This is a genomic window from Rhizobium sp. 01L419 (genome assembly GCF_056400025.1).
Map to the genome: position 1 here is coordinate 139,576 of NZ_JBFTSM010000008.1, position 23,588 is coordinate 163,163.

The window sequence follows — 23,588 nt, forward strand, 5'->3', positions numbered from 1 at the left end:
AGCCGATCCGGCCGTCGGTGAAAAGATCCGGCATCATCTAATCTAGGAAAGGTCAGCGCTGATTTCCATCCGGCGAATGGATTGATCAGACCATTAAAGCGCGTCGCGATCTTTCAGATTCGCTTGCCACGCTTTAGGCTCTTGTTTTCGCATATCGTTACCGCAAAACCGCTGCACACTTTTGCGCGACATGCTTAGAAGGCGATTGATGCGTTGACGAAGAATGTGCGCGGCTGGCCCACGAACTTGCCGCCATTATTGTCCGTCGAGCGGGTGAAATATTCCTTGTCGAACAGGTTCTTCACGCCCAAGGCGAGTTGCGGCGCACTCTTCCTGTCTTCCGGCTGATAGGCGACGCGCAGGTTGACGGTGCCGTAGCCGGGAATATCGCCCAGGCGGCCCGTCGCATCCTCTTCCGTCACATAGGTCGCGCCGGCATCGGCAGATCCCGGCGAATGCTGCTTTGACTGCGTCTGCAGGTCGGCATTGAAGATCCAGTCGTCGTAGCGGTAACGCGCGCCGAGCGAGGCGACCTGACGCGAATAGAACGGCAGGTCGCGGCCTTCAAAGGCGCCGGCCTGATAGGTCGCTTCCGTATAGGTATAGCTTGCAGACAGCGACAGGCCGTCGAGCGTCGGCACGACATCGCCGATATCATAGTTGATGGCGAACTCGATGCCGCGGTGGCGGGTGGCGCCGAGATCGGTCCAGATGCCTTCGCCGACGATTGTACGGCCGAGATAAAGCTCCTTGTCGAAATCGATATTAAACGCCGTCAGCTCGGCATTCCAGTTGTCGCCTTCATAATGCAGGCCGATTTCGTAGGTGGTTGCCTTCTCCGGATGCAGGCCGTCGGTGGTGGAGGCAAGCTGGCTATATTGCTGCGGGCCGAAGGAGACGCCGACATTGCCGAAGACGGTCAACTCGTTGGTGAGCCGGTAGGACGCCGACAATGTCGGCAGGGCTTCGTTCGCCTCGACCGAGGGAGAGATCGCGCTGGTGACTGCGCCGCTGGTGGCGAAATTCACGACATCGTTGTGCGTACTGATCATCTCATAGCGAATGCCTGGTGTGATGGTCCAGTCACCGATCTCGATCTTGTCGTCGATGTAGAAGGCATGCGCGATCGTGCCGCCATCGCTCGTCTGGTAGGTCGGCGCGGCACGCGTGGCCGGATTGATGCCCGAGGCCCTGTTATAAAAAGCCGAGCGGGCGGCGACTTCAGAGCTTTCCTCCCAGAGATAACGATAGCCGACCGTCACTTCCTGGGTAATGCCGCCGAGCTCGATCAGGCGCGAATAGCGCGGCTCGATGCCGAAATAGCTGTAGCTGCGCGGGGCCGAGGTCAGGCGGTAGAGGCCGGCGCTGGCGCCCGTACCCTGCTGCTCGACATTGCTGGTGCGGAAGGAATCCACATAATAGGTCAGCACTTCGAAATTGTTATCGCCGTCATCATGCTGGTAGCGCAGCGAGATATCGTTGCGGCGGCCGCTGAAATCATCATAGCGACGGGTGGACTGATACGGATCGGCATCATATTGGGCGCTCGTCAGGCCACCGGGCATCTTGCCCTCACCCTCGTAGTGGTGGAACTGGATGCCGAGCTTGTCCGTATCTGAGAACTCGTAGCTGCCCTTGGCGATGATATCGTCGATATCGGTGCGGTCGTTGGCGTCGCGATAACCCTCGCCATGGATGCCGGAATAGAGGATCGCAGCGCCGAGCCCGTCATCATTCGTGCCGCCGATCAGGAAGTTCGGGGTCGCCTTCACGTGGCCGTTGTTACCGGCGATCTCTGCGCCCGAGGAGAAGCGTGCGGTGAAATCCTCCGGGATCGGGTGCGTGACGAAATTGATGATGCCGCCGACATTCTGCGGTCCGTAGCGCACGGAACCTGCGCCACGGACGACGTCGATCGTTTCGACGTTGCCGAGTGTCAGCGGGAAGAGCGAAAGCTGCGGCTGGCCATAAGGCGCATAGGCCAGCGGAATGCCATCCATCAGCACGGTGGAGCGCGGCGAAAGGCGCGAGGTCAGACCGCGTACCCCGAGGTTCAGCGACACATCGCTGCCGCCCGTGCCGTTGGCCTCCTGTACCTGAACACCGGGGATCTGATTCAGCGCATCGCGAATATCCTGTGCGCCACGCTCTTCGAACTGCTCGCGATCCAGGATCGTCCGGGCGCCCGGATGTTTCAGCACCTTGTCCTCGTTCGGCTCCTCCAGCCAGTTGCCGGTGATCTCGATCGTTTCGAGCTGGGTCACACCGCTGGCAGCTTCCTGTGCGAGTGCCGATGTAGCGGAGGCCAGAAGGGCGACGGTGAGAGCGAGATGCTTTCCTTGGAATTTGGGGGCAAACATGGGGATTTTCCGTAGGCGTTTGAAAAGGAGAATTTCGACAACAGGCCGCCATGCCGGAAATGCCGGGCATTCCAGTGCAAGTGACGGTTTTATTGGATGACTATCTGATATTAGCCGCTCGGCGGGCGCCGGTGTCTGGGCACGGTCTCATAGGCGAAAGGACGGCGTATCGCCGTCTTGCTGCAATTGAACAGGCACGTCATGCGATAACCCCGACAGTCGACGCCGCTCACGACGTCAATGTCGCGTTCACTACAATATTGTAGTCCGAATTTCAACAAACATAACTCTATTCCTCATGTTTAATTTTCATGCGCCGGGAATGCCGAGAATTTGCCGGGAAACTCAATCGTTCCTGAGTGCCTGATCCCGCAGGTCGGCGAGCCGGCGCTTGGCATCCGTCGCCCGCTGCTGGTTGCGGACCGCGACTCCATAAACAAGGAGATCGGCGATGACGATGGCGCCGATGCTCCAGCTTGCAAGCCTGGAGGGCGCGCCGATGCAGGTCAAAACGGCCGAAACCTTATCGGCATATGTCGCGCGCAGCTGCACGCCGCAGACCAGAACGACCTTGCAGCCGATATCCTGGATCTGCCGGACGATGAGCTTGAGTTCAGCGGTCTCGCGCACGGCATGGAACATGACGATGACGTCAGAAGGCCTGACATCGATCAGCTCATTGGCAAGCGTAAAGCCCGACGCTCCGGAACAGCGGGTCCGCACGCCGGCGCGGCTGAGAGCAATCGCGCAATGGCGTGCTTCGACCTCGGCGGTGCCCATGCCGATGCACCAGACTGTGTCGGCCTCCTCGATGACCGAAATGGCAGAGGCGAGCATTGCGCCGTCGATCTGCTCCTCGGTGGAGCTCAGCACTTCGCGGGCGGTCGCAAACATCTGCCCGGCAACCTTTTCCAGATCGTCACCGGTTGCGCGAAAGCGCTGCTCCAGACGCTCACTGGTGGAAATGGTGCGCGCCATGACCCGGCCCGATACCCGCTTCAGCTCCGGCAGGCCGGTGAAACCCAGACGCTTGGCGGTCCTGATGACCGTCGCATCACTGGTACCGGTCTCGGCGGCGATCTCCTCGGCGCTGCGGAAAATCAGCACGTCGATCGGCATCTTCACCAGATGCTCCGCCACGGCCAGCTCTGAGCGGCTCAGTTTGGTCCTGTGCTGCTCGAAATGCTCTCTCAGCACCGATGACGATCGATCGCTTCCGTTCATCCGCCCTTCCCTAGATGATATTCAGAAAGGCCGAATAACCGACTTTAGAGCTGAGAGGAACAGGAAACCACCCGAGTTTTCCTCAACCTGCAATATGCAGGTTCAGGCTTTCCCCCATGAACGGCCGATCGCCCTCACCTTTCTGGCCATGACCGACGCTCCAGCGAGACGGCCAGACAAGGCGCTCGAGTCCTGTCGAGGCAATTGCTTCAAAGGACGACCAGGCCTCGCTGCCTGTCCCGCGCCAGAGCACCCCACCTGGCCCCATGCCGCTATGCAGGAGGAGTTGAAGAGTGAAATCCTCGCCGGGTGGCAGGTCTGGGCCAAAGAAATAGTAGGGGCTTCGGCCGGGATCGCGGCCGAGGATGAGCGTCAGTTGTTGCTGCCTGCCACGCAGGCCAAGCCATAGCGGTGCCAGCCCTTTTTCGCCGAAAGCCGAAAAGATCGTCTGCTGCGATGCGCAAGGCTCAGGCGCCGTCCGGCCACCCAGGCGGAATTCGACGATACGGCCCGTGCCCACCGGGCCCGACCAGCGCGCTTCGCTTATCCCGTGAGCAATGCCATGCCATTTGTCCTCGCCCGCAGGCATAGGAGGCCATTGCAGGCGTTCGCGTACCGTGCCTTCGGTGTCGAGAACCTGATAGCGCAAGCCATCCTCATCGAGCGCTGCCTGGATGCAATGGAGATATTCGACGCCTTCCGGCATCCGGTGCGCCGTGCAGATCTGCAGCACGCCGCGATGGGCCTGGACATCGAAGGCCAGAATATGGCTGCAGCAATAGGCAAAGACGCCGGCCTCTACGAGAATATCCCAGAAGCGCTCGGTATATTCATGGCCGATCTCGCGCTGATAGGCGCCGGCGTAACCATTGACGGGAAAGACCGGGTGATGGCCGAGCACCAGCTTGTAGCGGGCATCGGCATGCGCCTTCAACGTCGCTTCCAGCCACTCCGTTTCAACATGACCTTCGCCGCCGAGACCGCTGCAGAGCGTATGGACGAAGACCATGAGCAGATCGCTGCGGCGAACCCAATAGGCCAGCCCCTCCTGCCCCGCCGGTCCGTTTGCCGGAAGGCCGAGCGTGCCGCGAAAGATTGCCTCGCTCATCTGGTCATAGGTTGTGTGGTTGCCGGTCGTGTGCCACATCGGAATTTTGGTGCGGTCGAGCCAGGCCATCTCGACATCAAGCCAATGCCGCCATTGGGCATGCAACGAGGCTTCATCCGCCGTCAGGCCGATGATCTCATCGCCGGGAAAGAGAATGAATTGCGGCTGCGGCTCAAGCCTGCGCAGGACGGCATTCACCGATTCAAAGGTCCGCTCGTGCAGGGCGCCGGCAACGCCCGAGCAGGAATCGCCATAGAGCACGAATTGATGGCCGGCAGCCTTTGGCAGCAGCGCTTTGATGGAGGATGCGTCGGTCATAAAAACACACGAAAATGAAAGAGGGAAAAGTTAAAAAAACAAAACCCCCGGACAGAGCCGGGGGCTTATCGAAATGATGGATCGTCTTAGACGAACTGGCTGAGGCCTGGCACGGACGCGACCACCTGGTCGACCACATCGTCGCCGGCATGTTGCCTGGCAATGGCGATGGTTTCCTTGGCGAGCGAAGTGATCTCGCTCATGCCGAGGCCTTCGCTCATCAGTTGCTGGCCGAGGCCCATGATGCCGCCGCCACCGAGCGCGCCCATCAGGCCGCCGAGCAGACCGCCGCCACCGCCGGAGCCTTCGCCGTTGAACTGGGCAACGAGTTCGGTGGCGCCGGGGATCTTTTCGATCATCTCGGCAACCGGACCATCAGCCGCTTCGCGCTGCAGGAAGCCGAGCATCATGCCGAGCGCCTTTTCGGCCAGATCAGGCGAAATGCCCACGCGATTGGCGATTTCAGTCACAATCTCATTCATCGTCTGCCTCCTGTTTTGACGTTAACGTCAACGTAATCGAATCGAGGCGGCAACTCAAGCGGCTCTCTTTGCGGTATCCGCTTCTGCTTTTCCTTTTAACGCAGACAGTTGTCGGTCTCCCGTCGCCTGCTTATAACAGAGAAACGATATTTGCATGAATGTGCGAAAAGAGGATCCTCGCATATTCTGGAACTGAGCTGCGGCATCGACCGAGGAGACATTTTTACATGCTCGAGGACGGCAAGATTTTCATCGGCGCAAGCCGCAATCCTGATGACAGCATCAACAAGGGCGAATATCTCGACCTCAAATTCGGCAATCGCCACGGGCTCGTGACCGGCGCCACCGGCACCGGCAAGACGGTGACGCTGCAGGTGCTGGCGGAGGGCTTTGCGAGGGCCGGCGTGCCGGTTTTTGCCGCCGACATCAAGGGCGACCTTTCGGGTATCGCCGCCAAGGGCGAGCCGAAGGATTTTCTCACCACGCGCGCCGAGCAGATCGGCTTTACCGATTATGAATTCGAGCAGTTCCCGGTCATTTTCTGGGATCTCTTCGGCGAGAAAGGCCACCGGGTTCGCACGACCGTCGCCGAGATGGGGCCGTTGCTCTTGGCCCGCCTGATGGATGCCTCCGAGCCGCAGGAAGGCGTCATCAATATCGCCTTCAAGATCGCCGATAAGGCCGGCCTGCCGCTGCTCGATCTCAAGGATTTCACGGCGCTGCTGAACTACATGGGCGAAAATGCCTCCGAGCTTTCCAACCAGTTCGGGCTGATTTCCAAGGCCTCCGTCGGCTCGATCCAGCGCGCACTTCTCGTGCTGGAGCAGCAGGGGGCCGAGCATTTCTTCGGTGAGCCGGCGCTGAAGATTTCCGACATCATGCGCACCTCGAACAATGGCTACGGGCAGATCTCGGTGCTTGCCGCCGACAAGCTGATGATGAACCCGCGCCTCTACGCCACCTTTCTGCTGTGGCTGCTCTCCGAGCTTTTCGAAGAGCTGCCGGAGGTTGGCGATCCCGACAAGCCGAAGCTGGTCTTCTTCTTCGACGAGGCTCATCTGCTCTTCAACGACGCGCCGAAGGTGCTGACCGAGCGCGTCGAGCAGGTGGTGCGCCTCATCCGCTCCAAGGGGGTCGGCGTCTATTTCGTGACGCAGAACCCGCTCGACGTGCCGGAAACGGTGCTCGCCCAGCTCGGCAACCGCCTGCAGCATGCGTTGCGCGCCTATTCGCCGCGCGAGCAGAAGGCGGTGAAGACGGCGGCCGATACCTTCCGCCCCAATCCGGCCTTCGACTGCGCGACCGTCATCACCAATCTCGGCACCGGCGAGGCGCTCGTCTCCACGCTCGAAGCCAAGGGGGCACCTTCGATCGTCGAACGCACGCTGATCCGGCCGCCGTCCGGCCGCGTCGGACCTGTGAACGATGCCGAGCGCCAGCAGATCATGGACCATAGCCCCGTGCTCGGCGTCTATGACGAGGATGTCGACCGCGAATCTGCTTTCGAGTTGCTCGCAGCACGTGCCAAGAAAGCCGCCGATTCCGAGGCTGCTAAGCGGGCGCAGGAAGAGGCCCCGGCGCCGCAGGAGGGCAGCACGACCTCCGGCTGGACGCTGCCCGGCTTCGGCGGCAGCGATGACGACAAGCCTACAGATCGCGGCCAATCACGCGGCCGCTCCGGTTACCAGCGCGAAACGGTCGTGGAAGCGGCCATGAAGAGTGTGGCGCGTACGGTGGCCACCCAGGTCGGCCGGGCGCTGGTGCGGGGCATATTGGGAAGCCTGAAGCGGTAGCAGATAGGTCAGGTCAGCGCTTGCGGACGAATTCCGTCCGCAAGACGAGGCCCTTGATCGCATCGTGACGGCAGTCGATCTCTTCCGGATTATCCGTCAGACGGATGGAACGGATGACCGTGCCCTGCTTCAAGGTCTGATTGGCGCCCTTTACCTTGAGATCCTTGATCAACGTGACGGAATCGCCGTCCTTCAACACGTTTCCGGCGGCGTCGCGAACCTCGGACGCAGCCTGTGCAACTGCGGCCATTTCGGAAGCCGGGCGCCATTCGCCCGTCGCCTCGTCATAGACATATTCGTCGTCACCACCCGCCATTGCATTCGCCCTCGATCAGGAATTTCCTCAGTCCATCGACGGCCGCTTATAACGATCACACGATGCTGTGCAACTAGTGTGGCAAACAGCCAGGCGAAATGCATCCGGCTGGGATCAGGGCGCGTTCCGGCCTTTGCAATAACCGCTAACTTGCGTGCCATGTTCCGGAATGGGGCCGGTGGGCAGATGTCGCCGACACGGCGGCCGTATGCGACGGTGCATCAGGAACAGTGTGAGCGCCGAAAGGCAGATGGAGATTTCCAGCAGGAATGTCCAATGGAGCAGGAAGCTGATGATCCAGTTGGCATGGGTTGCCGTTACTCGGACCAGCTCAAATTCATGGAACGAAAAAGGCGCCAACCAATAGAGCGGTGCCGCGATCGTATCCATGACCATGTGCAGCATGGCGGCTGCGAAGAAGACGCAAGCTGCCGGAAGCCAAGCCGGGCGCAGCCACTTCAGGAGCGGCAGGATCAGGATCGCCGAGACAAGCCAGAAGAGCGGCCAATGCGTGATATAGGCATGATGATGGGTCTTGCCGCCCGACGCGTAGAAATAGGCCATGTCAAAATCCGGCGCGACACTGCCGATCAGAGCCGCCGCGATGATGGCAGGGGACGACGCTCTGCGTCGCGCGGCAGTTCCAAGAATATAGCCTGCCGGCAGATGGGCGATGAGCATGCCGACTCCCTTGAAAATATCCTGACATCGCTAGGCAGCGATTGTGTCGGGATCAAAGCGGCCGCGACATGAAGACTTCGGTGTGGCTGATTTCGGCGGGCACGGTGTGAAACGGGGGGCAGTGGACGAAACCGAAGGCTTCGTAGAGGGAGAGTGCGCTCTTCAAATAAGCTGCGGTATTGACGAGCATGGTGGTGCGTTTGCTCATCTTCTTCGCTTCGTCGAACACCTTCTGCATCAGCACATTGCCGATGCCCCGGCCGCGAAAGGCGGGATCCACGTAGAATTTGTGGATCTCCATGGCGTCGGCATCGAATGGTGCGAGCGCGATACAGCCTGCCGGTGCTCCCTCCCATCTGGCGAGAAACATCATCGCTTCGTTGGAACTGTATTTCCGGGCGAGGCTTTCATGATTTTCGCCGTGGAAAAGCGTCATGACGATCTCGGCAGGAACGCCATGATCACGCCCCATCTCAACATCCAGGGCACCGAGCGCCTCGCAGAAGCCGGCGGCAACCACGAAATCCTCTATACTGCCCGCCCTCGAAATGGAAATCATCCCGCGTTCCCCGATCCCGGATGATGATGACCTTTCATACCATCTGAGCGTCTTTACTGCTATCATGATCCCTTGTTTCCAGCCGCGAGCAATGATATTTCCGTCTTGCAACCGAGAAAGAAGGAGGGCTGCGCGTGAGTATGTATTTCCGGCATCATCGCCAGCGTGGCCCAGTCAACGCCCTGCAGATGCGTTTGCAGGGCTGACCAGAGACCGTTTCTCGCAAATCTCTTCCTGGTCCGCCCCTTGTGGCACTGCTGCACCTCAATGCCCGCCATTCGAGCTGCAAGCATTTCATAATCCGCCAAGCAAAACGCGCTTTTCCGTTGATGGCTGAAGCCCCGGATAGGTGCGATCGATTGGCAAGACCAGGATACGATCATGACCCTCATCAATATCCGCAATCTMGGTATCGTGCTGTCGGCGCCGCTGTTTTCGAAGCTCAATCTCGTCGTCAATGCCGGCGACCGGATTGGCCTCGTGGCCGCGAACGGACGGGGCAAATCCACGCTGTTGCGGCTCATGACCGCGACGCTGGAGCCGACCGAAGGCGAGATCACCAAGGCGCGCGGGCTGACCATCGGCCATGTGGAGCAGAATGTGTCGCCGGCCCTTCTGGACGCCACTTTCCGTGACGCTGTGCTGCTAGCCCTTCCGCCTGACCAGGCCGAAAGCGAGAGCTGGCGCGCCGACGTCGTCCTGGAATCGCTCGAAGTGCCTGAGGAGTTGCGCGAGCGACCGCTCCGGCAGCTCAGCGGCGGATGGCAGCGGCTGGCGCTGATTGCCCGCACGTGGGTGAACGAGCCGGACGTGTTGCTGCTCGACGAGCCGACCAACCATCTCGATCTCGAAAAGATCGCGCGGCTGGAAGGCTGGCTGAACGCATTGCCGCGTGACACGCCCGTTATCATCTGCAGCCACGACCGTGCCTTTCTCGATGCGACCACCAACCGGACGCTCTTCCTGCGGCCAGAGCAATCGCCGGTCTTCTCCCTGCCCTACAGCCGGGCGCGCGCCGCGCTCGACGAGGCGGATGCTTCCGATGCGCGGCGATACGAAAAGGACATGAAGACGGTCGAGCAGCTTCGCAAACAGGCGGCGAAGCTCAACAATATCGGCATCAATTCCGGCAGCGATCTGCTGGTGGTGAAGACGAAGCAACTGAAGCAGCGTGCCGAGAAGCTGGAGGAGGCCACCAAACCTGTCCATCTCGAACGATCGGCAGGCGCAATCCGCCTCGCCAATCGCGGCACGCATGCCAAGGTTCTTGTCACACTCGAAGACGCGGAGGTCACCACGCCTGACGGCACGCTACTCTTTCGCACGGGAAAGCAGTTCATCTGCCAAGGCGACCGCATCGTGCTGCTCGGCCTCAACGGCGCCGGCAAGTCGCGGCTGGTCTCCATGCTGCGGGCTGCGATCGCCGAGCCGGAAACGGCAAAGGCGGGCATCAAGGCGACGCCCTCGCTTGTGCTCGGTTATGGCGACCAGCTGCTTGCCGATCTCAGCGATGCGGATACGCCGCTGCAGACGATCATCCGCCGCTTCGATGTTGGCGACCAACGGGCGCGCTCGCTGCTTGCCGGTGCCGGCATGACGATCGAGATGCAGGGCAAGCCGGTGAAGCTGCTCTCCGGCGGGCAGAAGGCACGGCTCGGCATGCTGGTGCTGCGGCTGACGCAGCCGAATTTCTACCTGCTCGACGAGCCGACCAACCATCTCGATATCGAGGGGCAGGAGGCATTGGAAAGCGAGCTGATGGCGCATGAGGCGAGCTGCCTGCTCGTCTCCCACGACCGCAGCTTCGTGCGGGCGGTCGGCAATCGCTTCTGGCTGATCGAGCGGAAGAAGCTCGTGGAGGTGGAGAGCCCGGAAGGATTCTTTGCGAGTGTTGGATGAGTTGGATAGGGGGCGCAAGCGAGATTGCTCGCGACCCCTTTTCAATGAACCTTAACGCTTCGCCGCCGACAGGCAGAAAAACGCCCCCTGCGGATCCATCCCCTGACAGACCCAGCCGCCGGGAACTTCCATGGGGCCGTTGACGACCTTGCCGCCGCCGGCGTTGACGCGCTCGATGGCAGCATCAAGGGCCGGCACGGTGAAGTAGTAGGACCAGAAGGCCATGCCGACCTCCGGCGGACGGGTCATCATGCCGCCAGTCTGTTTTCCTTGCGCGGCAAAAATGTGGTAGATGCCCATCGGCCCCATGTCGAAGTCCTGATCCTTCGTCCAGCCGAAGCGCTTGGAATAGAAGTCGAAGGCCTTGGCGCCGTCATTGGCGTAGAGCTCGCGCCAGCCGACATGGCCGGGCGTGTCGTAAGGCAGTTCCGGCGGCGGATTTTCCATCGGCAGCGGCGTCATGATGCAGAGCACTGCTCCATCAGGATCGGCTACGACGGCAAAGCGGCCTATGCCTGGAATATCCGCCGGCTGGCGGCGGACGGTACCTCCGTTTGCCGAGAAGTCGCGTGCCGATTGATCAGTATTGTCGACGGCGACATAACCGGTCCAGTTCGGCGGAATGCCCTGCCCTTCCAGCTCTGCCGGAAAGGGCATCATGCCGGCGACCCTGACGCCGTTTGCTTCGAAGATGGTGTATTCAGGCTGGTCTGCCGCCGGCATTTTACCCGACGTCCAGCCGACGACCGAGCCGTAGAATTTCGCCGCCGCATCCGGATCCGGCGTCATCAGTTCGCACCATATGAACTTGCCATGCGTATTGGACATCGTGTCCTCCTCGGTCCACGCTTGAGTTCTGTCTCTTGTTTTCAAGCAATTCCGGACGCAAAACCGCTCTCGCACTCTTGCTGGAATTGGCCTTGATGTGCCCCGGCGATTTCAGCCCTTGCGGGTATATTTGACTTCCATGAACTGCTTCCAGGTGCCGTCAGCTTCCTTAACGCTCGATGTGAAGGTTCTGACGTTGTCGTCGAGAAAGGCGATCTGCTCGCGATAGTCGGCAAGGCCATCGCCTTCGAAAGCCAGGCCCCTGGTGTAGAGCGACAGAACGTTACCCGGGGGCTCAATCTCGCCCTCATAGGTCCACATGTAGTCCATCATCGAGCCGATCCAGCTGCCGACATATTTGCTTTTACTCGAGTCGTAGCCGAGGGTAAGGATCGTCGTTGCCTGCTTGCCGTCGCTCATTTCACCGGCCCCTTCGGCAATGAACCAGATACCTTGCAGGGAGCGCACGGTCTCGTCCCAAGGCTTATCTCCGGTCATGTCTGAAGCGGCGACGGTCCAATCCCCCACCATTCTCTCCAGGAAAGCATGCTCCTTCAGCACTTCTGCAGTCTTCATCGTCCTTCTCCTCCGGATGATGGTTGGCTGGGTCTAGTGACAGCAGGATGAGGCTTGGGGGGCTTCCTCATATTCGTCGTGACGCTTCACGAAATCCATGGTCGAATCTTCGTTGCGACCCTTGGGGGCATGATCCAGGATCATCAATGTTCCAAGGATTTCCTCCGCGCCTCGGGCATAGCTCGAATAGGTATGGAACACTTCGCCCTTCTCATTTTTGTAGAAGGCCGAAAGTCCAGGCAGTTCATCATTGGCGTCAGCGGGTGCTATCGGAGAGAAATTATAAAAGACCTTGTCTTTCGCAAGATCCTCAGGCGTGAAAGATACGTGATAATCGAAGTTGAAATCGCTGCCGAAGGACGAAACCCAGGGGAAATTCCAGCCCATGCGCTTCTTATAGGCCTCGATCTTGGCGAGCGGCGCGCGGGCTACGGAAACGAGTGTCACGTCGTGATGGTTGAGGTGGGGCAGCGTGCCATCGAGATGATCGCCAAGGAACGAGCAGCCGGGGCAACCGGCCTCCCATTCGGGGCCGAACATGAAGTGATAGACCATTAGCTGGCTGCGGCCATCGAAAAGGTCGGCGAGCGATTTCGGCCCCTGCGGCGTGTCGAACGTATAGTCCTTATCGACCTTCACCCAGGGCAACGCCATGCGCTCGGCATTCACCTTGTCTCTCAGATGGGTCGCCTCTTTCTCTCTCAAGAGCAAAGCTCGGCGAGCTTCAAGCCATTCCTCGCGGGAAACGACGGGATTTTGAGTCACCTTGTTCAACATGATCTGCGCCCTCCTCCGGCGCTGCCGGCATTTTCCGGCAGATAGTCTCCTCTTCTTGACTAAATAGATTGATATCAATAGAAATAGATCATGTCAAACCCGATCGCGATTCCTTTTTCCACGACGCTTCTGGTGCGGGACACGTGCCTGTGCCTGCATGTGCAGCGCGCCGCACGTGCGCTTGCTAGGCTGTTCGATGATGCGCTGCGGCCTGTCGGCCTGACCAACGGCCAATTCTCCCTGCTGATGTCCCTCAACCGGCCGGAGCCGCCGCCGATGGGGCCGGTCGCAAGCCTGCTCGCCATGGACCAGACGACGCTGACGGCGGCGTTGAAGCCGCTGCAGCGCAAGGGATTTGTCAATGTGGTGCCGAACCCGAGAGACCGGCGCGGTCGCCTCCTCTGCCTGACGGATGATGGGCGGGCTGCGCTGCAGAAGGCGCTGCCGATATGGGAGGACACGCATGCGACACTGGAAGCGAAGCTGCCAAATGGCGATGCGGATGGACTGAGGCGAGACCTGCAGTTTCTCGCGTGATCTTACAAAGCTCGGGATAAGACGGCTGTAAATCAGCTGCAAAAAGCCTCTTGACTTAGAGTGCGCTCGAAGCCGTAGCTTCCTTGGCGTCGTGACGAGAACAGGTGTCTCATGAAGATCAGTGACCTCGCAAAACGCTGCGGTCTGTCGGCTCATACGCTACGTTACTACGAGCGTATCGGCCTGCTCCCCTATGCCGACCGCGACAGATCCGGACAACGCGACTACGACGCTTCAATCCTTTCCTGGATCGAGTTTCTCGGCCGTCTGAAGACGACCGGAATGCCGATCCGCGACATGCTGCTTTATGCAAAGCTTGCCGATAGCGGGAAAGCAACGTTCAGCGAGCGTCGCGAGATGCTTAGGGAGCATCGTGAGCGTGTCCGGGCCCATGTGGCCGATCTCGAAACCTGCCTTCGCGTCCTCGACGGCAAAATCGCCTCCTACGAAGAGGCAGATGAAAGGATGAGAGATGACAAACGGAACGTTGCAGACACGCCGGCTCGGGCAAGGACTTGAGGTCGGATCGATCGGACTCGGCTGCATGGGTATGAGCTGGGCCTATGGCGCGACCGCCGCCGACAGGGGCGAGGCGATCGCCACGATCCACCATGCGCTTGATCGTGGCGTAACCCTGCTTGATACGGCCGATAGCTATGGCCCGCACACCAACGAGGAACTCGTGGGGGAGGCGATCAAGGACCGGCGCGACCAAGTGGTGCTGGCGACCAAGTTCGGCATCGTGCGCGCAGCTGGAGCGATACCAGGCGTCAGCGCCCAGACGGCCAACGGACGGCCCGAATATGCAAAAGCATCCTGCGAAGGGTCTCTACGGCGGCCCGGCGTCGACCATATCGATCTCTACTATCTCCACCGTGTCGATCCCGATACGCCGATTGAAGAGACAGTAGGTGCGATGAAGGAGCTCGTCGAAGCCGGCAAGGTCAGACATATCGGCCTGTCGGAAGCCCGCCCTGACACAATCCGCCGGGCACATGCCGTACATCCCATTACCGCCGTTCAAAGCGAATATTCACCATGGTCGCGCGATCCGGAAGACGGCGTGTTGCAGACGCTTCGTGAACTCGGGATTGGGCTTGTGGCCTATTCGCCGCTCGGACGCGGCTTCCTGTCCGGCGCGATCAAGTCCGTCGATGAACTCGCGCCCGATGACTACAGGCGGACCTCGCCGTGGTTCATGGGTGACAATTTCAGGCGCAATCTCGAACTCGTCGCCGTGTTCGAAGAGATTGCGCGCCGCAAGGGCGCAACACCGGCGCAACTGGCTCTCGCCTGGGTGATGGTTCAGGGCGAAAATATCGTGCCCATTCCCGGCACCCGCCGCCGCGCGCGACTGGACGAGAATCTTGGAGCGGCTGGTGTTGATCTTACACCAGGAGATATCGAGGAAATCGCCAGGGCCCTGCCCCGCGCCGTCGGAGATCGCTACGGCGAAATCGGCATGCGGACGCTCAACGGATAAACATCCGGAAGTCGAAGTCTTCTCCCCAATCTGTGGGGAGAAGACATAGCGTTGTCGCGACGATCAGCGCGTCAGATCAAGCGCTGCCGTCAGGTTGCCCATCGGCGGCTCATTGTTCAGCGCAAGCGCCTTGTCGCGGGCGAGCAGGCCCGGCAGAACCGGCAGATCGTATCGGGCGGTGATCAGGCGCAAGATCGAGGTCGTGTCGTACTGGGTATGATCGACCATGCCGCCCTTGGCGTAGGGCGAGATGACGAAGGCCGGTATGCGGTTGCCCGGGCCCCAGCGATCGGCCTTCGGCGGAGCGACGTGATCCCAGAAACCACCGTTTTCGTCATAGGTGACGATGACAAGCATGTGGCCCCATTGCGGGCTCTTTTCGAGATGCGAGACCAGGTCTGCGAGGTGCTGGTCGCCGCTCGAAACATCGGCATAACCGCCATGCTCGTTGAGGTTGCCCTGCGGTTTGTAGAAGGAAACGGCCGGCAGCTTACCGTCGTCGATATCCTTCGTGAAGGCTTCGCCGCCGAGGCCGCCATCCTTCAGATGCTCGGCGCGGGCGGGCGTGCCCGGCGCGAAATTGGCGAAATAGTTGAACGGCTGATGATGGAACTGGAAGTTCGGCACAGGCGTGGCGTTCTTGCCGTCGAGGGCTGCCTGCCAGGCGCCGCCATACCAGGCCCAGGTGATGCCCTTCAGCGATAGCAGGTCGCCGATGGTGATCTCGTGCTGCGGTGGTAAGGTGTTCGGCTGCGAGGGATCGGCGTAGGCGGCATCGCCATCCTTGGCAGGGGCGTTGGCGCTCGGCTGGTAAGGCGGCTGCATGGTGTTGACGGCGTAGAAATCCGGCGTGAGGTTGCCGTCGGAGACGAATTTCGGAGCGCCGTCGAGGGCCGATTTCGGGCCGTTGTCGGCCGGGGTCAGCGAGATGCCGTCAGCGTCGACCTTGGCGATGGTCGGCTTGGCCGGGCTCTTGTCCGCATCGGCATAATAGGGCGCGCAGGCGCAGATCAGCTGGAAGTGATTGAAGAAGGAGCCGCCGAAGCCGCCCTGGAAGAAATTATCGGCGAGGACGTATTTCTTGGCGATCTGCCACATGGGCAGGATCGACCCGTCGTAGTGGCCCATGACGAGGCTGCCGGAATCAGCCCAGGCGACGAACTTGTCGTTCTTGCCGCCATCGATCTGCATCTGCTCCTGATAGAAGCGGTGCCAGAGGTCGCGGGTGATGACATTTGTCGCCTGCGCGAAGCCTTTGGGATCGTCGATCGAGAAGACGGCATTGGCGAGGTGAGCGGACTGCGCCTCGGTGATTGCGGGCGTCACACCCTTGGCGGTCAGGCCGCCCCAGGAAGGCGGCAGCTCCGCCAACGGCGCGCCGTCGCGATCGAGCTGGCGTGCCTGGCTTTCGCTGGCATTGGCGAGGCCATTGGCGCCCGGAAAGCTGCCATAGAGGTTATCGAAACTGCGGTTTTCGGCGTAGATGACGACGATATTCTCGATCTTGTCCATGCCTGCAGGTGCGGCAAGGGCGGCCGTGGCTGATACCAGCGGCAGCAGGGCCGAACCGGCCAGCGATAGATTGCGGAGGAACTTCAGTCTGATCATGGCGGGGGATACCTCATGGCTAAGGGGGCGTGGCTAGAGGAGCGCCCGGCGGAAATAGAAAGACCGAGCGCAAGCGAGACGCTATTCCCGCCGTCTATCAACTTTGTGACATTGGGCAGGTCGCACCTGCGGTCGAAAGGCGCGCGTCATCAATCTGTTGCAGTCAGGTTCGATCATGGGGGTAGACGATGTTAACTCATTGGAATCTTTCATATGGCGGCAAAGATTATCTGGCTCTTGCGATCCGGTCTGGCGCTCGGTTTGGCCGCCACTGCGCTCGGTTTGAGCCTCCTGCCCCTGCGGCAAAGCAGCGCGGCCGTCATCGGGGGCGTGCACCCCGGCCCCATGTCGCGAGCCGACGCCTATGCGCGCGCCGAAGCGCTGACGGAGCTCGGCCGCAAAATGTTCTTCGATGCCTCGCTTTCCGCCTCCGGCGTGCAGGCCTGCGCCTCCTGCCACGATCCACATCATGGCTTCGCTCCGGCTGGCGCAACGCCGGTCGAAATGGGGGGACCGCATATGGACCAGCCGGGCCTGCGTGCCGTGCCGACGCTGCGCTACCTGCAGGCCACACCCTCCTTCACCGAACACTTCTACGATTCCGAGGACGAAGGCGACGAGAGCATCGACAACGGGCCGACCGGCGGCCTGACCTGGGACGGGCGCGTGGACCACGGCTATGATCAGGCGAAGATCCCGCTGCTGTCGCCCTTCGAAATGGGCAACAAGGATGAAGCCGCGGTCGTCGCCTCACTCAGCAAGGCACCCTATGCCGAAGATATCCGGGAAATTTTCGGCCAGGATATCTTCGGCAATGCCAAGGATGCCTTCCAGGAGGCGGTCGAGGCGCTCAGCACCTTCGAGCAGAGCGGGCCGGATTTCTACCCCTATTCCAGCCGCTATGACGCCTTCCTCGCCGGCAAGGGCACGCTGACGGCGCAGGAGCTGTATGGCCGCGAACTCTTCGAAGATCCGGCCAAGGGCAACTGTTCAAGCTGCCATTTAAGCGAGCCCGCCAATGACGGCGAGCCGCCGCAATTTTCCGATTTCGGCTTCCTGGGGCTGGCTGTGCCGCGCAACATGGCGATCCCGGCCAACAGCAATCCGAACTATCATGATCTCGGCCTTTGCGGCCCTGAGCGTACCGACTTCAAGGACCGGGCGGACTATTGCGCGCTGTTCCGCACGCCGACGCTGCGCAATGTGGCGCTGAAGAAGAGCTTCTTCCACAATGGCTACTTCCATTCGCTGCGTGACGTCGTTTCCTTCTACGCCACGCGCGACAGCGATCCCGGCCGCTGGTACCCGAAAAATGCCGACGGCACGATCCGCAAATATGATGACGTTCCGCAGGCCTATTGGGACAATCTCAACCAGGACCCGCCCTTCGGCCGCAAGCCCGGCGACCCACCGGCACTGACGGAATCGGAAATCGACGATATCGTCGCCTTCTTGGGCACGCTGACCGATGCGGACCAGCTTCCAGGCCCGACGCGGCAAGCAATACATTGAATTCAAAAGCAAAGGCCGGAGCGATGCCCCGGCCCTTGTCGATCGATATCACAGAATAATCAGGCAACCGTGACCGGAACTTCGGTCGAGGTGCGCATGGCGTGGCTGTAGGGGCAAACGATGTGGGCTGCGGCAGCGAGCTTTTCGGCGGTTTCACGATCGACGCCGGGGATGTTGACCGTCAGCGCAACTTCGATGCCGAAGCCACCGCCATCTTCACGCGGGCCGATGCCGACGGTTGCGGAAACCGTTGTTTCCTCGGGAATCTTGACCTTTTCCTTGCCGGCTACAAATTTCAAGGCACCAAGGAAGCAGGCCGAGTAACCGGCCGCGAAAAGCTGTTCGGGATTGGTGCCTGTTGCGCCGTCGCCGCCGAGTTCCTTCGGCACGGTCAGCGTGACGTCGAGAACACCGTTTTCGGAAACGGCGCGGCCTGCGCGGCCACCAGTGGCGGAAGCTTTGGTGGTATAGAGAATAGGCATGACAATCTCCTTTGGTTGGCCCCGTTCGTTCGGGTTGAGTTTTTAATAACGCGCAATTAAATTGTACGCAAGTGAATTTTGCAAATTGCATTCGGAATTTGAAAAGAGGACAATGAAGACCTCGGGGATGGCAGACATGAAGGCGAGAACGGCGAAAGTGATCGAGATACCGGAAGAGGAAAAGCGGTTGGAGAAGCAGCTCTGTTTCGCAGTTTATGCGACGGCGCACGCCTTTACCCGCGCCTATAAGCCCATACTCGACAAGGTGGGCCTCACCTATCCGCAATATCTCGTCATGCTGGTGCTTTGGGAAAAGGCAGAACTGCCGGTGAAAACGATCGGCGAGCAGCTCGATCTCGATTCCGGTACGCTCTCCCCTCTCCTCAAGCGGCTGGAGCAGAACGGCCTTATCAGGCGCACCCGCGATTCCCGCGACGAGCGGCAGGTCATCGTGTCGCTGACGCCGAAAGGTCAATCGATGAAGGGCGAGATCAATACGATCATGTCTTCGATCGGCGAGGCGATCGGCTGCACGCTGGAGGAGATGGCCGTCATGCGCGACATGCTGCACCGGCTGCGGGGCAATCTCAACGCAAGCATATAGGCCGAGACATGATCACCGGCTGAGACGGGATGCCCGCGCCAAGCCGGCGCGGGCAGTTTACCTCACTCGGCTGCCTGATAGGCTTGCGGTCGAACTGTTGCGGTCTTCGGGCCGACAGCGGCAAGCAGAGTGATCAGGATCGCCAGCAGCGCCACGAACACGATACCGCCGACGTAAGGATCCCAGCCGAAATGCGGGGCAGCCGCGAAGATTGCGGAGGCCGCCGCGAGCACGATGCCGCCGCCGATCTGGAAGGAGGCAAAGAGCAGGCCGGAGGCAAGACCGGACTTGTCTTCTTCGACATCAGAGAGAGCGGCAACCTGGATTGCCGGATAGGTCATGGCATAACCGACGCCGAGCGGGATCTGGTTGAGAGCAACCAGGATGATCGGATCGATGTGGCCGACCAGCGCCACCCAGAGGATATAGCTCGTTGCCTGCAGGCCGACGCCGACCGCCATCAGGCCGGTCGTGCCGCGGTTCTGCGCAACGGTGGCAAAACGCGGCGCAAGGAACATGACGCAGACGCCGCCGAAGGCAAAGCAGAAGCCGGTGGCAAAGGCCGACCAGCCGATGACATCCTGATAATAGAGCGTTGCGATGAACTGGAAGCCGACATAGGCCCCCTGAAACAGCGCGGCGACGGCATTGGCATGGCTGAGCTTCGCTTTGCGGAAGATATGCAGCGGCACCATGGGATCGACATGGCGCGATTCCACGATCAGGAAGAGAGCGATCAGCACCAGTGACGCCACGAGCGAACCCCAGGTGAAGAAATCGTTCCAGCCTGCGGCCGCAGCATTGGTGATGCCGAAGACGAAAAGCAGAAGGCCGGGGGTAATCGTCAGCGCGCCAGCCCAGTCGAAGTGCTTGCGTCCCTCGCCGCGCCGTTCATCTGGAGGCAGGACGAAGGGGGCGATCGCCAGCGTGAGGATTGCGACCGGAGCGCCCATGACGAGCGTTGCCCGCCAACTCACGAGGGTGGCGGCACCGCCGAGCACCATGCCGAGCACGAAGCCGGTGGCGCCCGTGGAGGCGAAGACGCCGAGCGCCTTTGCCCGTTTCTCGCCCTCGCCGAAGACGGAGAGCAGCAAGGCAAGTGCCGCCGGCGCGGTAAAGGCGGCAGCAATGCCCTTCACCAGACGTGCAGCGATCAGCGTCGGCCCGCTGTCCACGAAGCCACCGGCGATGCTGGCGGCCGCGAAGATGCCGAGCGACCAAAGGAAGACGCGGCGGTGGCCGAAGAGGTCGGCGACACGGCCGCCGAGTAGCAGGAAGCCGCCATAACCCAGCACATAGGCACTGACGGCCCATTGAAGCGAGGTTGCAGGCATACCAAGTTCGGTCTGGATCGCAGGCAGGGCGACCCCGATGGTGGAAACATCCATGGCGTCAAGGAAGTTCGCAGCGCAGAGCAGCAGCAATGCCAAGCTGGCTCCGCGTCGAGATGGGGAATTGGTCATCGATCTCAGTTCCTTCTTTGCTGCCGCCTTCGCCGGGAGGCTGGCGGGCGGCAGGGAACGAGAAAATGTACAGCTTCAAATCCTATTGCAAATTGATAGTAGCCATGTCAGGTATTACCAATAATGATGAATGACGCCACCCTTCGCAAAATCGACCTGAACCTTCTGCTCGCCTTCTCGGTGCTGATGCAGGAGCGCAATGTCAGCCGCGCAGCCGAAAGGCTGCTGCTCGGCCAGCCAGGGCTTTCGGCCGCGCTCAAGCGGCTGCGCGAAGCACTGGACGACGAACTGTTCGTGCGGGTCGGCCGCGGCCTGCAACCGACGGCTCGGGCGCTGGCCATCGCACCGGCAATCGAGGATGCGCTCTCCGGCATCGAACGGGCCATCCGCCCACCGATGAGTTTCGATCCGACAACCTGGCGGGGCGAATTCCGCGTCGGCATGTGCGACAATCTGGAGACCGCCTTCTTCGGCCCGCTGGTCGCACGGCTGCGTGAGCTTGCACCGGCTGCGCGGCTCGTGGGCGTCGCAGCCGACAAGCGCGATGCGGCGCAGATGCTCGATGACGGCGCGTACGAGTTCAGCATTTCCGTTCATAGCGAACCGGCCTCCTGGCATGTCCGCATGCCGCTTTTCGAGCAGTGTTCGATCGCCATCTACGATCCGCAGCAATTGAAGCTGAAGCCACCGCTCAGCGTCGAGGATTTCACCGCCGCGCCGCACATCGCCATCTCCTTCGTCGGCAGTGCAACCACCGCAGTGGACGCGGCCCTCGACAAGGTGGGCCTGAGCCGCAATGTGGTGGCGACCGTGCCGCGCTATTCGGCTGTTCCCCCGGCGCTCAGAGCCATGCCGTCGATCGCCGTCGTGCCGGAATCGCTTGGGCGCTGCATGGCGCAGCTCCATCATCTCGAGGTTTCGATGCCGCCGATCGAGTTGCCGGCTGATCCGGTGTCCATGCTCTATCGGCGGGTTGACCGGGCCGATGAGCGGGCGGCGTGGTTTCGGCGGCTGTTTGTCGAGGTGGCGGATAAGGCGCTGCTTGCTTCCGGGTGCAAGGCTGGGATTTGCGCTGAGGCGGCGTAACTATCAAGTCAAAAGAAAACCGCCCGTGTTGGGCGGTTTTGTGTTTTGGGCGAGGCACCCTCCGGCCCTGCGCTTGCGCTTCGGGCGTTCGTCACTGCAATCGATTCACTGGATCGATTGCTCGGGCTTCGCCCGACCGTTCCTCACTGCCAAACAACGATCGGGGTCTTGTTCGGAACGCGATCGTAGAGGTCGATGATGTCCTGGTTGAGCAGGCGCACGCAGCCCGACGAGACGGCCTTGCCGATAGAGCGCCATTCCGGGTTGCCGTGCAGGCGGTAGAGCGTATCTTCATTGTTCGAGAAGATGTAGAGCGCACGCGCACCGAGCGGGTTCAAGAGGCCAGGCTCCATGCCGCCACGCTCGATCGAGTATTTCGCAAGTTCCGGCTGACGGGCGACCATCTCATTCGGCGGCTTCCAGCGCGGCCATTTCTGCTTCCACTGGATCACGCCGTTGCCCGCCCATGCGAAGCCTTCGCGGCCGATACCGACGCCGTAGCGCATCGCCATGCCGCCGGGCTGAACGAGATAGAGGAAGCGCGAAGGCGTATCGACGACGATGGTGCCGGGCGGCAGGCCGGTCGGATCCACGACCTGCTGGCGATAGTAGCGCGGATCGATCTGCTGGTAGGGAACGGCGGGGATCAGGAAACCGCCGTCTTCGATTGGGCCGTACATGACGGCAAGTTCTGCTTCGCCGGGCGCGCTCGTCGTCTGGAACGCGCGGAAGGGCGAACGGTAGCTGATCGACATGCCGCCATTCTCGACCGTATTCGAGGTGGAGGCACAGCCTGCCAGCGCGGAAGCCGCTGTCAAAGCCGAAAAGGAAAGAAAACTACGACGGGAGAGGGATTTATCGAGGCTCATGACGCGGAACTAATTTCCTTCGTGATACGGGGCTCGCCATAAACGCAGCTGACCCCTGATTCGTCCAATGCCGAAATCGACAAGGAAAAAATCTATCGGCTTATGCTGAATAAACCATAGCATCACGCAGACGTGTCCGGCTCCGGGCAGACGATCTCGCCTGCCCTGTTGCAGCCCTACATCACAACGATCTCGGACTTGGCCGGCACGCGGTCATAGAGATCGACCACATCCTGATTGAGCATGCGTACGCAGCCGGAGGAAACCGCCTTGCCGATGGACTGCCAGTCGGGGGTGCCGTGGACGCGATAGAGCGTGTCCTGGCCGTCCTTGAAAATATACATGGCGCGGGCGCCGAGCGGGTTTGCGAGGCCCGGATTCATGCCGCCGTTTTCCGCGGAGAAGGGACGGACTTCCGGCTGGCGCGAAACCATTTCAACCGGCGGCGTCCAGCGCGGCCACTTCTGCTTCCACTGGATGACGCCGCGGCCCTTCCAGGCGAAGCCCTCGCGGCCGAGGCCGACGCCGTAGCGCATCGCCTTGCCATTGCCTTCGACGAAATAGAGGAAGCGATCCTTGGTATCGACAACGACGGTGCCGGGGCGCTCATTGGTCTGGTAATCGACCTCCTGGCGCAGATATTCCGGCTGGATGCGGCTGGCGGGAATGGCCGGCAGCGTGAAATCGCCGTCCCTGACCTGCCCGTACATGCCCATGTTGAGGTTCAGCGGATTGCTGACCGGCAGGCCATAGGTCTGGTGGAACTGGGTCTTATAGAGTTCGCGCGTCTGCGGCACCGGCTGGTCGGGTATCGGCTTGACGCGGCGCGGATCGACGCCCGGCGGCTCGTAAAAGACGGGGGAGATTTCCTGCACGAAGCGCGCAGGCGAATCGGCTGCGACATCCGGAATGAGAATATTGCAGCCGCTGAGCGTCATTGCAGCAGCCGCGAGCCCGGCAAACGGGAAAGCCCGGCGCAGAAAATTCATGAAACCACCCTCATCAGCGATAACAGAGACAGCA

General features: G+C 60.9%; 23 protein-coding genes. 8 read left to right on the forward strand and 15 right to left on the reverse strand.

The window, feature by feature from the left end; translation table 11 throughout:
- Nucleotides 1-194 precede the first annotated feature (194 nt).
- The 4 genes from AC1DUP_RS17445 to AC1DUP_RS17460 all read right to left on the reverse strand — a co-directional run bounded on the left by AC1DUP_RS17445 (nt 195) and on the right by AC1DUP_RS17460 (nt 5,492).
- Entirely contained in the window at nt 195-2,360 is a 2,166-nt protein-coding gene (locus tag AC1DUP_RS17445; protein ID WP_477833387.1) for a TonB-dependent receptor family protein, read from the reverse strand.
- Between the two features lie 345 nt (nt 2,361-2,705).
- The gene (locus AC1DUP_RS17450; protein WP_477833389.1) at nt 2,706-3,584 is read right to left on the reverse strand and encodes a MurR/RpiR family transcriptional regulator; all 879 of its coding nucleotides are present in this window, start codon (nt 3,582-3,584) and stop codon (nt 2,706-2,708) included.
- Between the two features lie 82 nt (nt 3,585-3,666).
- Nucleotides 3,667-5,010 (reverse strand): metallophosphoesterase family protein, encoded by a 1,344-nt coding sequence (locus tag AC1DUP_RS17455; RefSeq protein ID WP_477833391.1) that lies wholly within the window; start codon nt 5,008-5,010, stop codon nt 3,667-3,669.
- 86 nt (nt 5,011-5,096) lie between these two features.
- Nucleotides 5,097-5,492 carry a DUF937 domain-containing protein gene (locus AC1DUP_RS17460; RefSeq protein WP_113300247.1) on the reverse strand — a complete coding sequence of 132 codons (396 nt, stop codon included), beginning with the start codon at nt 5,490-5,492 and terminating at the stop codon, nt 5,097-5,099.
- A gap of 227 nt (nt 5,493-5,719) precedes the next feature.
- On the opposite strand from AC1DUP_RS17460, the gene AC1DUP_RS17465 reads away from it, so the two are divergent.
- A complete protein-coding gene (locus tag AC1DUP_RS17465; protein ID WP_113300246.1) occupies nt 5,720-7,285 on the forward strand; it encodes a helicase HerA-like C-terminal domain-containing protein in 1,566 nt (521 codons plus the stop codon).
- A 13-nt stretch (nt 7,286-7,298) separates the two neighbouring features.
- Here AC1DUP_RS17465 and AC1DUP_RS17470 read toward each other — a convergent pair whose 3' ends face one another.
- The 3 genes from AC1DUP_RS17470 to AC1DUP_RS17480 all read right to left on the reverse strand — a co-directional run bounded on the left by AC1DUP_RS17470 (nt 7,299) and on the right by AC1DUP_RS17480 (nt 8,841).
- Nucleotides 7,299-7,601 carry an alkylphosphonate utilization protein gene (locus AC1DUP_RS17470; RefSeq protein ID WP_477833394.1) on the reverse strand — a complete coding sequence of 101 codons (303 nt, stop codon included), beginning with the start codon at nt 7,599-7,601 and terminating at the stop codon, nt 7,299-7,301.
- Nucleotides 7,602-7,715: 114 nt separating this feature from the next.
- Nucleotides 7,716-8,282: a metal-dependent hydrolase gene (locus AC1DUP_RS17475; protein ID WP_477833396.1), complete on the reverse strand. Its 567-nt coding sequence runs from the start codon at nt 8,280-8,282 to the stop codon at nt 7,716-7,718.
- Nucleotides 8,283-8,334: 52 nt separating this feature from the next.
- Nucleotides 8,335-8,841 (reverse strand): GNAT family N-acetyltransferase, encoded by a 507-nt coding sequence (locus AC1DUP_RS17480; RefSeq protein ID WP_477833398.1) that lies wholly within the window; start codon nt 8,839-8,841, stop codon nt 8,335-8,337.
- Nucleotides 8,842-9,222: 381 nt separating this feature from the next.
- On the opposite strand from AC1DUP_RS17480, the gene AC1DUP_RS17485 reads away from it, so the two are divergent.
- Nucleotides 9,223-10,740 carry an ABC-F family ATP-binding cassette domain-containing protein gene (locus tag AC1DUP_RS17485; RefSeq protein ID WP_477833400.1) on the forward strand — a complete coding sequence of 506 codons (1,518 nt, stop codon included), beginning with the start codon at nt 9,223-9,225 and terminating at the stop codon, nt 10,738-10,740.
- 51 nt (nt 10,741-10,791) lie between these two features.
- Here the strand turns inward: AC1DUP_RS17485 and AC1DUP_RS17490 are convergent, their stop codons facing one another.
- The 3 genes from AC1DUP_RS17490 to AC1DUP_RS17500 all read right to left on the reverse strand — a co-directional run bounded on the left by AC1DUP_RS17490 (nt 10,792) and on the right by AC1DUP_RS17500 (nt 12,921).
- Entirely contained in the window at nt 10,792-11,568 is a 777-nt protein-coding gene (locus AC1DUP_RS17490) for a VOC family protein (protein WP_113300241.1), read from the reverse strand.
- Between the two features lie 111 nt (nt 11,569-11,679).
- Nucleotides 11,680-12,144, reverse strand: a complete 465-nt coding sequence (locus AC1DUP_RS17495) for a DUF1579 domain-containing protein (protein ID WP_113300240.1) — start codon at nt 12,142-12,144, stop codon at nt 11,680-11,682.
- Between the two features lie 33 nt (nt 12,145-12,177).
- Nucleotides 12,178-12,921 carry a DUF899 domain-containing protein gene (locus AC1DUP_RS17500; RefSeq protein WP_113509699.1) on the reverse strand — a complete coding sequence of 248 codons (744 nt, stop codon included), beginning with the start codon at nt 12,919-12,921 and terminating at the stop codon, nt 12,178-12,180.
- A gap of 90 nt (nt 12,922-13,011) precedes the next feature.
- Here AC1DUP_RS17500 and AC1DUP_RS17505 point away from each other — a divergent pair, with 90 nt between their 5' ends.
- The 3 genes from AC1DUP_RS17505 (at nt 13,012) to AC1DUP_RS17515 (ending at nt 14,941) form a co-directional block, all read left to right on the forward strand.
- The gene (locus AC1DUP_RS17505) at nt 13,012-13,458 is read left to right on the forward strand and encodes a MarR family winged helix-turn-helix transcriptional regulator (RefSeq protein ID WP_477833403.1); all 447 of its coding nucleotides are present in this window, start codon (nt 13,012-13,014) and stop codon (nt 13,456-13,458) included.
- A 111-nt stretch (nt 13,459-13,569) separates the two neighbouring features.
- The gene (locus AC1DUP_RS17510; protein WP_477833405.1) at nt 13,570-13,977 is read left to right on the forward strand and encodes a MerR family transcriptional regulator; all 408 of its coding nucleotides are present in this window, start codon (nt 13,570-13,572) and stop codon (nt 13,975-13,977) included.
- Complete coding sequence (locus AC1DUP_RS17515; protein ID WP_477833597.1) at nt 13,946-14,941, forward strand: aldo/keto reductase; 996 nt, start codon at nt 13,946-13,948, stop codon at nt 14,939-14,941. The genes AC1DUP_RS17510 and AC1DUP_RS17515 overlap by 32 nt, the downstream gene beginning before the upstream one ends.
- 63 nt (nt 14,942-15,004) lie before the next feature.
- On the opposite strand, the gene AC1DUP_RS17520 is transcribed toward AC1DUP_RS17515, so the two are convergent.
- Complete coding sequence (locus AC1DUP_RS17520; RefSeq protein WP_477833407.1) at nt 15,005-16,549, reverse strand: acid phosphatase; 1,545 nt, start codon at nt 16,547-16,549, stop codon at nt 15,005-15,007.
- A 213-nt stretch (nt 16,550-16,762) separates the two neighbouring features.
- Here AC1DUP_RS17520 and AC1DUP_RS17525 point away from each other — a divergent pair, with 213 nt between their 5' ends.
- A complete protein-coding gene (locus AC1DUP_RS17525) occupies nt 16,763-18,061 on the forward strand; it encodes a cytochrome-c peroxidase (protein ID WP_477833409.1) in 1,299 nt (432 codons plus the stop codon).
- Between the two features lie 59 nt (nt 18,062-18,120).
- On the opposite strand, the gene AC1DUP_RS17530 is transcribed toward AC1DUP_RS17525, so the two are convergent.
- A complete protein-coding gene (locus tag AC1DUP_RS17530; protein WP_007818814.1) occupies nt 18,121-18,543 on the reverse strand; it encodes an organic hydroperoxide resistance protein in 423 nt (140 codons plus the stop codon).
- A 127-nt stretch (nt 18,544-18,670) separates the two neighbouring features.
- Here AC1DUP_RS17530 and AC1DUP_RS17535 point away from each other — a divergent pair, with 127 nt between their 5' ends.
- The gene (locus AC1DUP_RS17535) at nt 18,671-19,147 is read left to right on the forward strand and encodes a MarR family transcriptional regulator (RefSeq protein ID WP_113300315.1); all 477 of its coding nucleotides are present in this window, start codon (nt 18,671-18,673) and stop codon (nt 19,145-19,147) included.
- Between the two features lie 62 nt (nt 19,148-19,209).
- Here the strand turns inward: AC1DUP_RS17535 and AC1DUP_RS17540 are convergent, their stop codons facing one another.
- Nucleotides 19,210-20,610, reverse strand: coding sequence for an MFS transporter (locus AC1DUP_RS17540; RefSeq protein ID WP_113509693.1), 1,401 nt, complete (start codon nt 20,608-20,610; stop codon nt 19,210-19,212).
- A 123-nt stretch (nt 20,611-20,733) separates the two neighbouring features.
- Between AC1DUP_RS17540 and AC1DUP_RS17545 the strand changes: the two genes are divergently transcribed.
- Complete coding sequence (locus AC1DUP_RS17545) at nt 20,734-21,696, forward strand: LysR substrate-binding domain-containing protein (RefSeq protein WP_113300232.1); 963 nt, start codon at nt 20,734-20,736, stop codon at nt 21,694-21,696.
- A 143-nt stretch (nt 21,697-21,839) separates the two neighbouring features.
- Here AC1DUP_RS17545 and AC1DUP_RS17550 read toward each other — a convergent pair whose 3' ends face one another.
- Nucleotides 21,840-22,565, reverse strand: a complete 726-nt coding sequence (locus AC1DUP_RS17550; protein ID WP_113300231.1) for a L,D-transpeptidase — start codon at nt 22,563-22,565, stop codon at nt 21,840-21,842.
- Nucleotides 22,566-22,741: 176 nt separating this feature from the next.
- Nucleotides 22,742-23,554 carry a L,D-transpeptidase gene (locus AC1DUP_RS17555; RefSeq protein WP_113300230.1) on the reverse strand — a complete coding sequence of 271 codons (813 nt, stop codon included), beginning with the start codon at nt 23,552-23,554 and terminating at the stop codon, nt 22,742-22,744.
- Nucleotides 23,555-23,588: the final 34 nt, after the last annotated feature.

Bases quoted from the DNA above. Each gene is read 5' to 3' on its own strand.
- AC1DUP_RS17495 (WP_113300240.1), bottom strand. From the start codon at position 12,144: ATGAAGACTGCAGAAGTGCTGAAGGAGCATGCTTTCCTGGAGAGAATG.
- AC1DUP_RS17525 (WP_477833409.1), top strand. From the start codon at position 16,763: ATGGCGGCAAAGATTATCTGGCTCTTGCGATCCGGTCTGGCGCTCGGT.
- AC1DUP_RS17470 (WP_477833394.1), bottom strand. From the start codon at position 7,601: ATGGCGGGTGGTGACGACGAATATGTCTATGACGAGGCGACGGGCGAA.
- AC1DUP_RS17530 (WP_007818814.1), bottom strand. From the start codon at position 18,543: ATGCCTATTCTCTATACCACCAAAGCTTCCGCCACTGGTGGCCGCGCA.
- AC1DUP_RS17545 (WP_113300232.1), top strand. From the start codon at position 20,734: ATGATGAATGACGCCACCCTTCGCAAAATCGACCTGAACCTTCTGCTC.
- AC1DUP_RS17480 (WP_477833398.1), bottom strand. From the start codon at position 8,841: ATGATTTCCATTTCGAGGGCGGGCAGTATAGAGGATTTCGTGGTTGCC.
- AC1DUP_RS17455 (WP_477833391.1), bottom strand. From the start codon at position 5,010: ATGACCGACGCATCCTCCATCAAAGCGCTGCTGCCAAAGGCTGCCGGC.
- AC1DUP_RS17465 (WP_113300246.1), top strand. From the start codon at position 5,720: ATGCTCGAGGACGGCAAGATTTTCATCGGCGCAAGCCGCAATCCTGAT.
- AC1DUP_RS17540 (WP_113509693.1), bottom strand. From the start codon at position 20,610: ATGACCAATTCCCCATCTCGACGCGGAGCCAGCTTGGCATTGCTGCTG.
- AC1DUP_RS17510 (WP_477833405.1), top strand. From the start codon at position 13,570: ATGAAGATCAGTGACCTCGCAAAACGCTGCGGTCTGTCGGCTCATACG.
- AC1DUP_RS17500 (WP_113509699.1), bottom strand. From the start codon at position 12,921: ATGTTGAACAAGGTGACTCAAAATCCCGTCGTTTCCCGCGAGGAATGG.
- AC1DUP_RS17460 (WP_113300247.1), bottom strand. From the start codon at position 5,492: ATGAATGAGATTGTGACTGAAATCGCCAATCGCGTGGGCATTTCGCCT.
- AC1DUP_RS17490 (WP_113300241.1), bottom strand. From the start codon at position 11,568: ATGTCCAATACGCATGGCAAGTTCATATGGTGCGAACTGATGACGCCG.
- AC1DUP_RS17475 (WP_477833396.1), bottom strand. From the start codon at position 8,282: ATGCTCATCGCCCATCTGCCGGCAGGCTATATTCTTGGAACTGCCGCG.
- AC1DUP_RS17445 (WP_477833387.1), bottom strand. From the start codon at position 2,360: ATGTTTGCCCCCAAATTCCAAGGAAAGCATCTCGCTCTCACCGTCGCC.
- AC1DUP_RS17450 (WP_477833389.1), bottom strand. From the start codon at position 3,584: ATGAACGGAAGCGATCGATCGTCATCGGTGCTGAGAGAGCATTTCGAG.
- AC1DUP_RS17555 (WP_113300230.1), bottom strand. From the start codon at position 23,554: ATGAATTTTCTGCGCCGGGCTTTCCCGTTTGCCGGGCTCGCGGCTGCT.
- AC1DUP_RS17550 (WP_113300231.1), bottom strand. From the start codon at position 22,565: ATGAGCCTCGATAAATCCCTCTCCCGTCGTAGTTTTCTTTCCTTTTCG.
- AC1DUP_RS17520 (WP_477833407.1), bottom strand. From the start codon at position 16,549: ATGATCAGACTGAAGTTCCTCCGCAATCTATCGCTGGCCGGTTCGGCC.
- AC1DUP_RS17505 (WP_477833403.1), top strand. From the start codon at position 13,012: ATGTCAAACCCGATCGCGATTCCTTTTTCCACGACGCTTCTGGTGCGG.
- AC1DUP_RS17535 (WP_113300315.1), top strand. From the start codon at position 18,671: ATGGCAGACATGAAGGCGAGAACGGCGAAAGTGATCGAGATACCGGAA.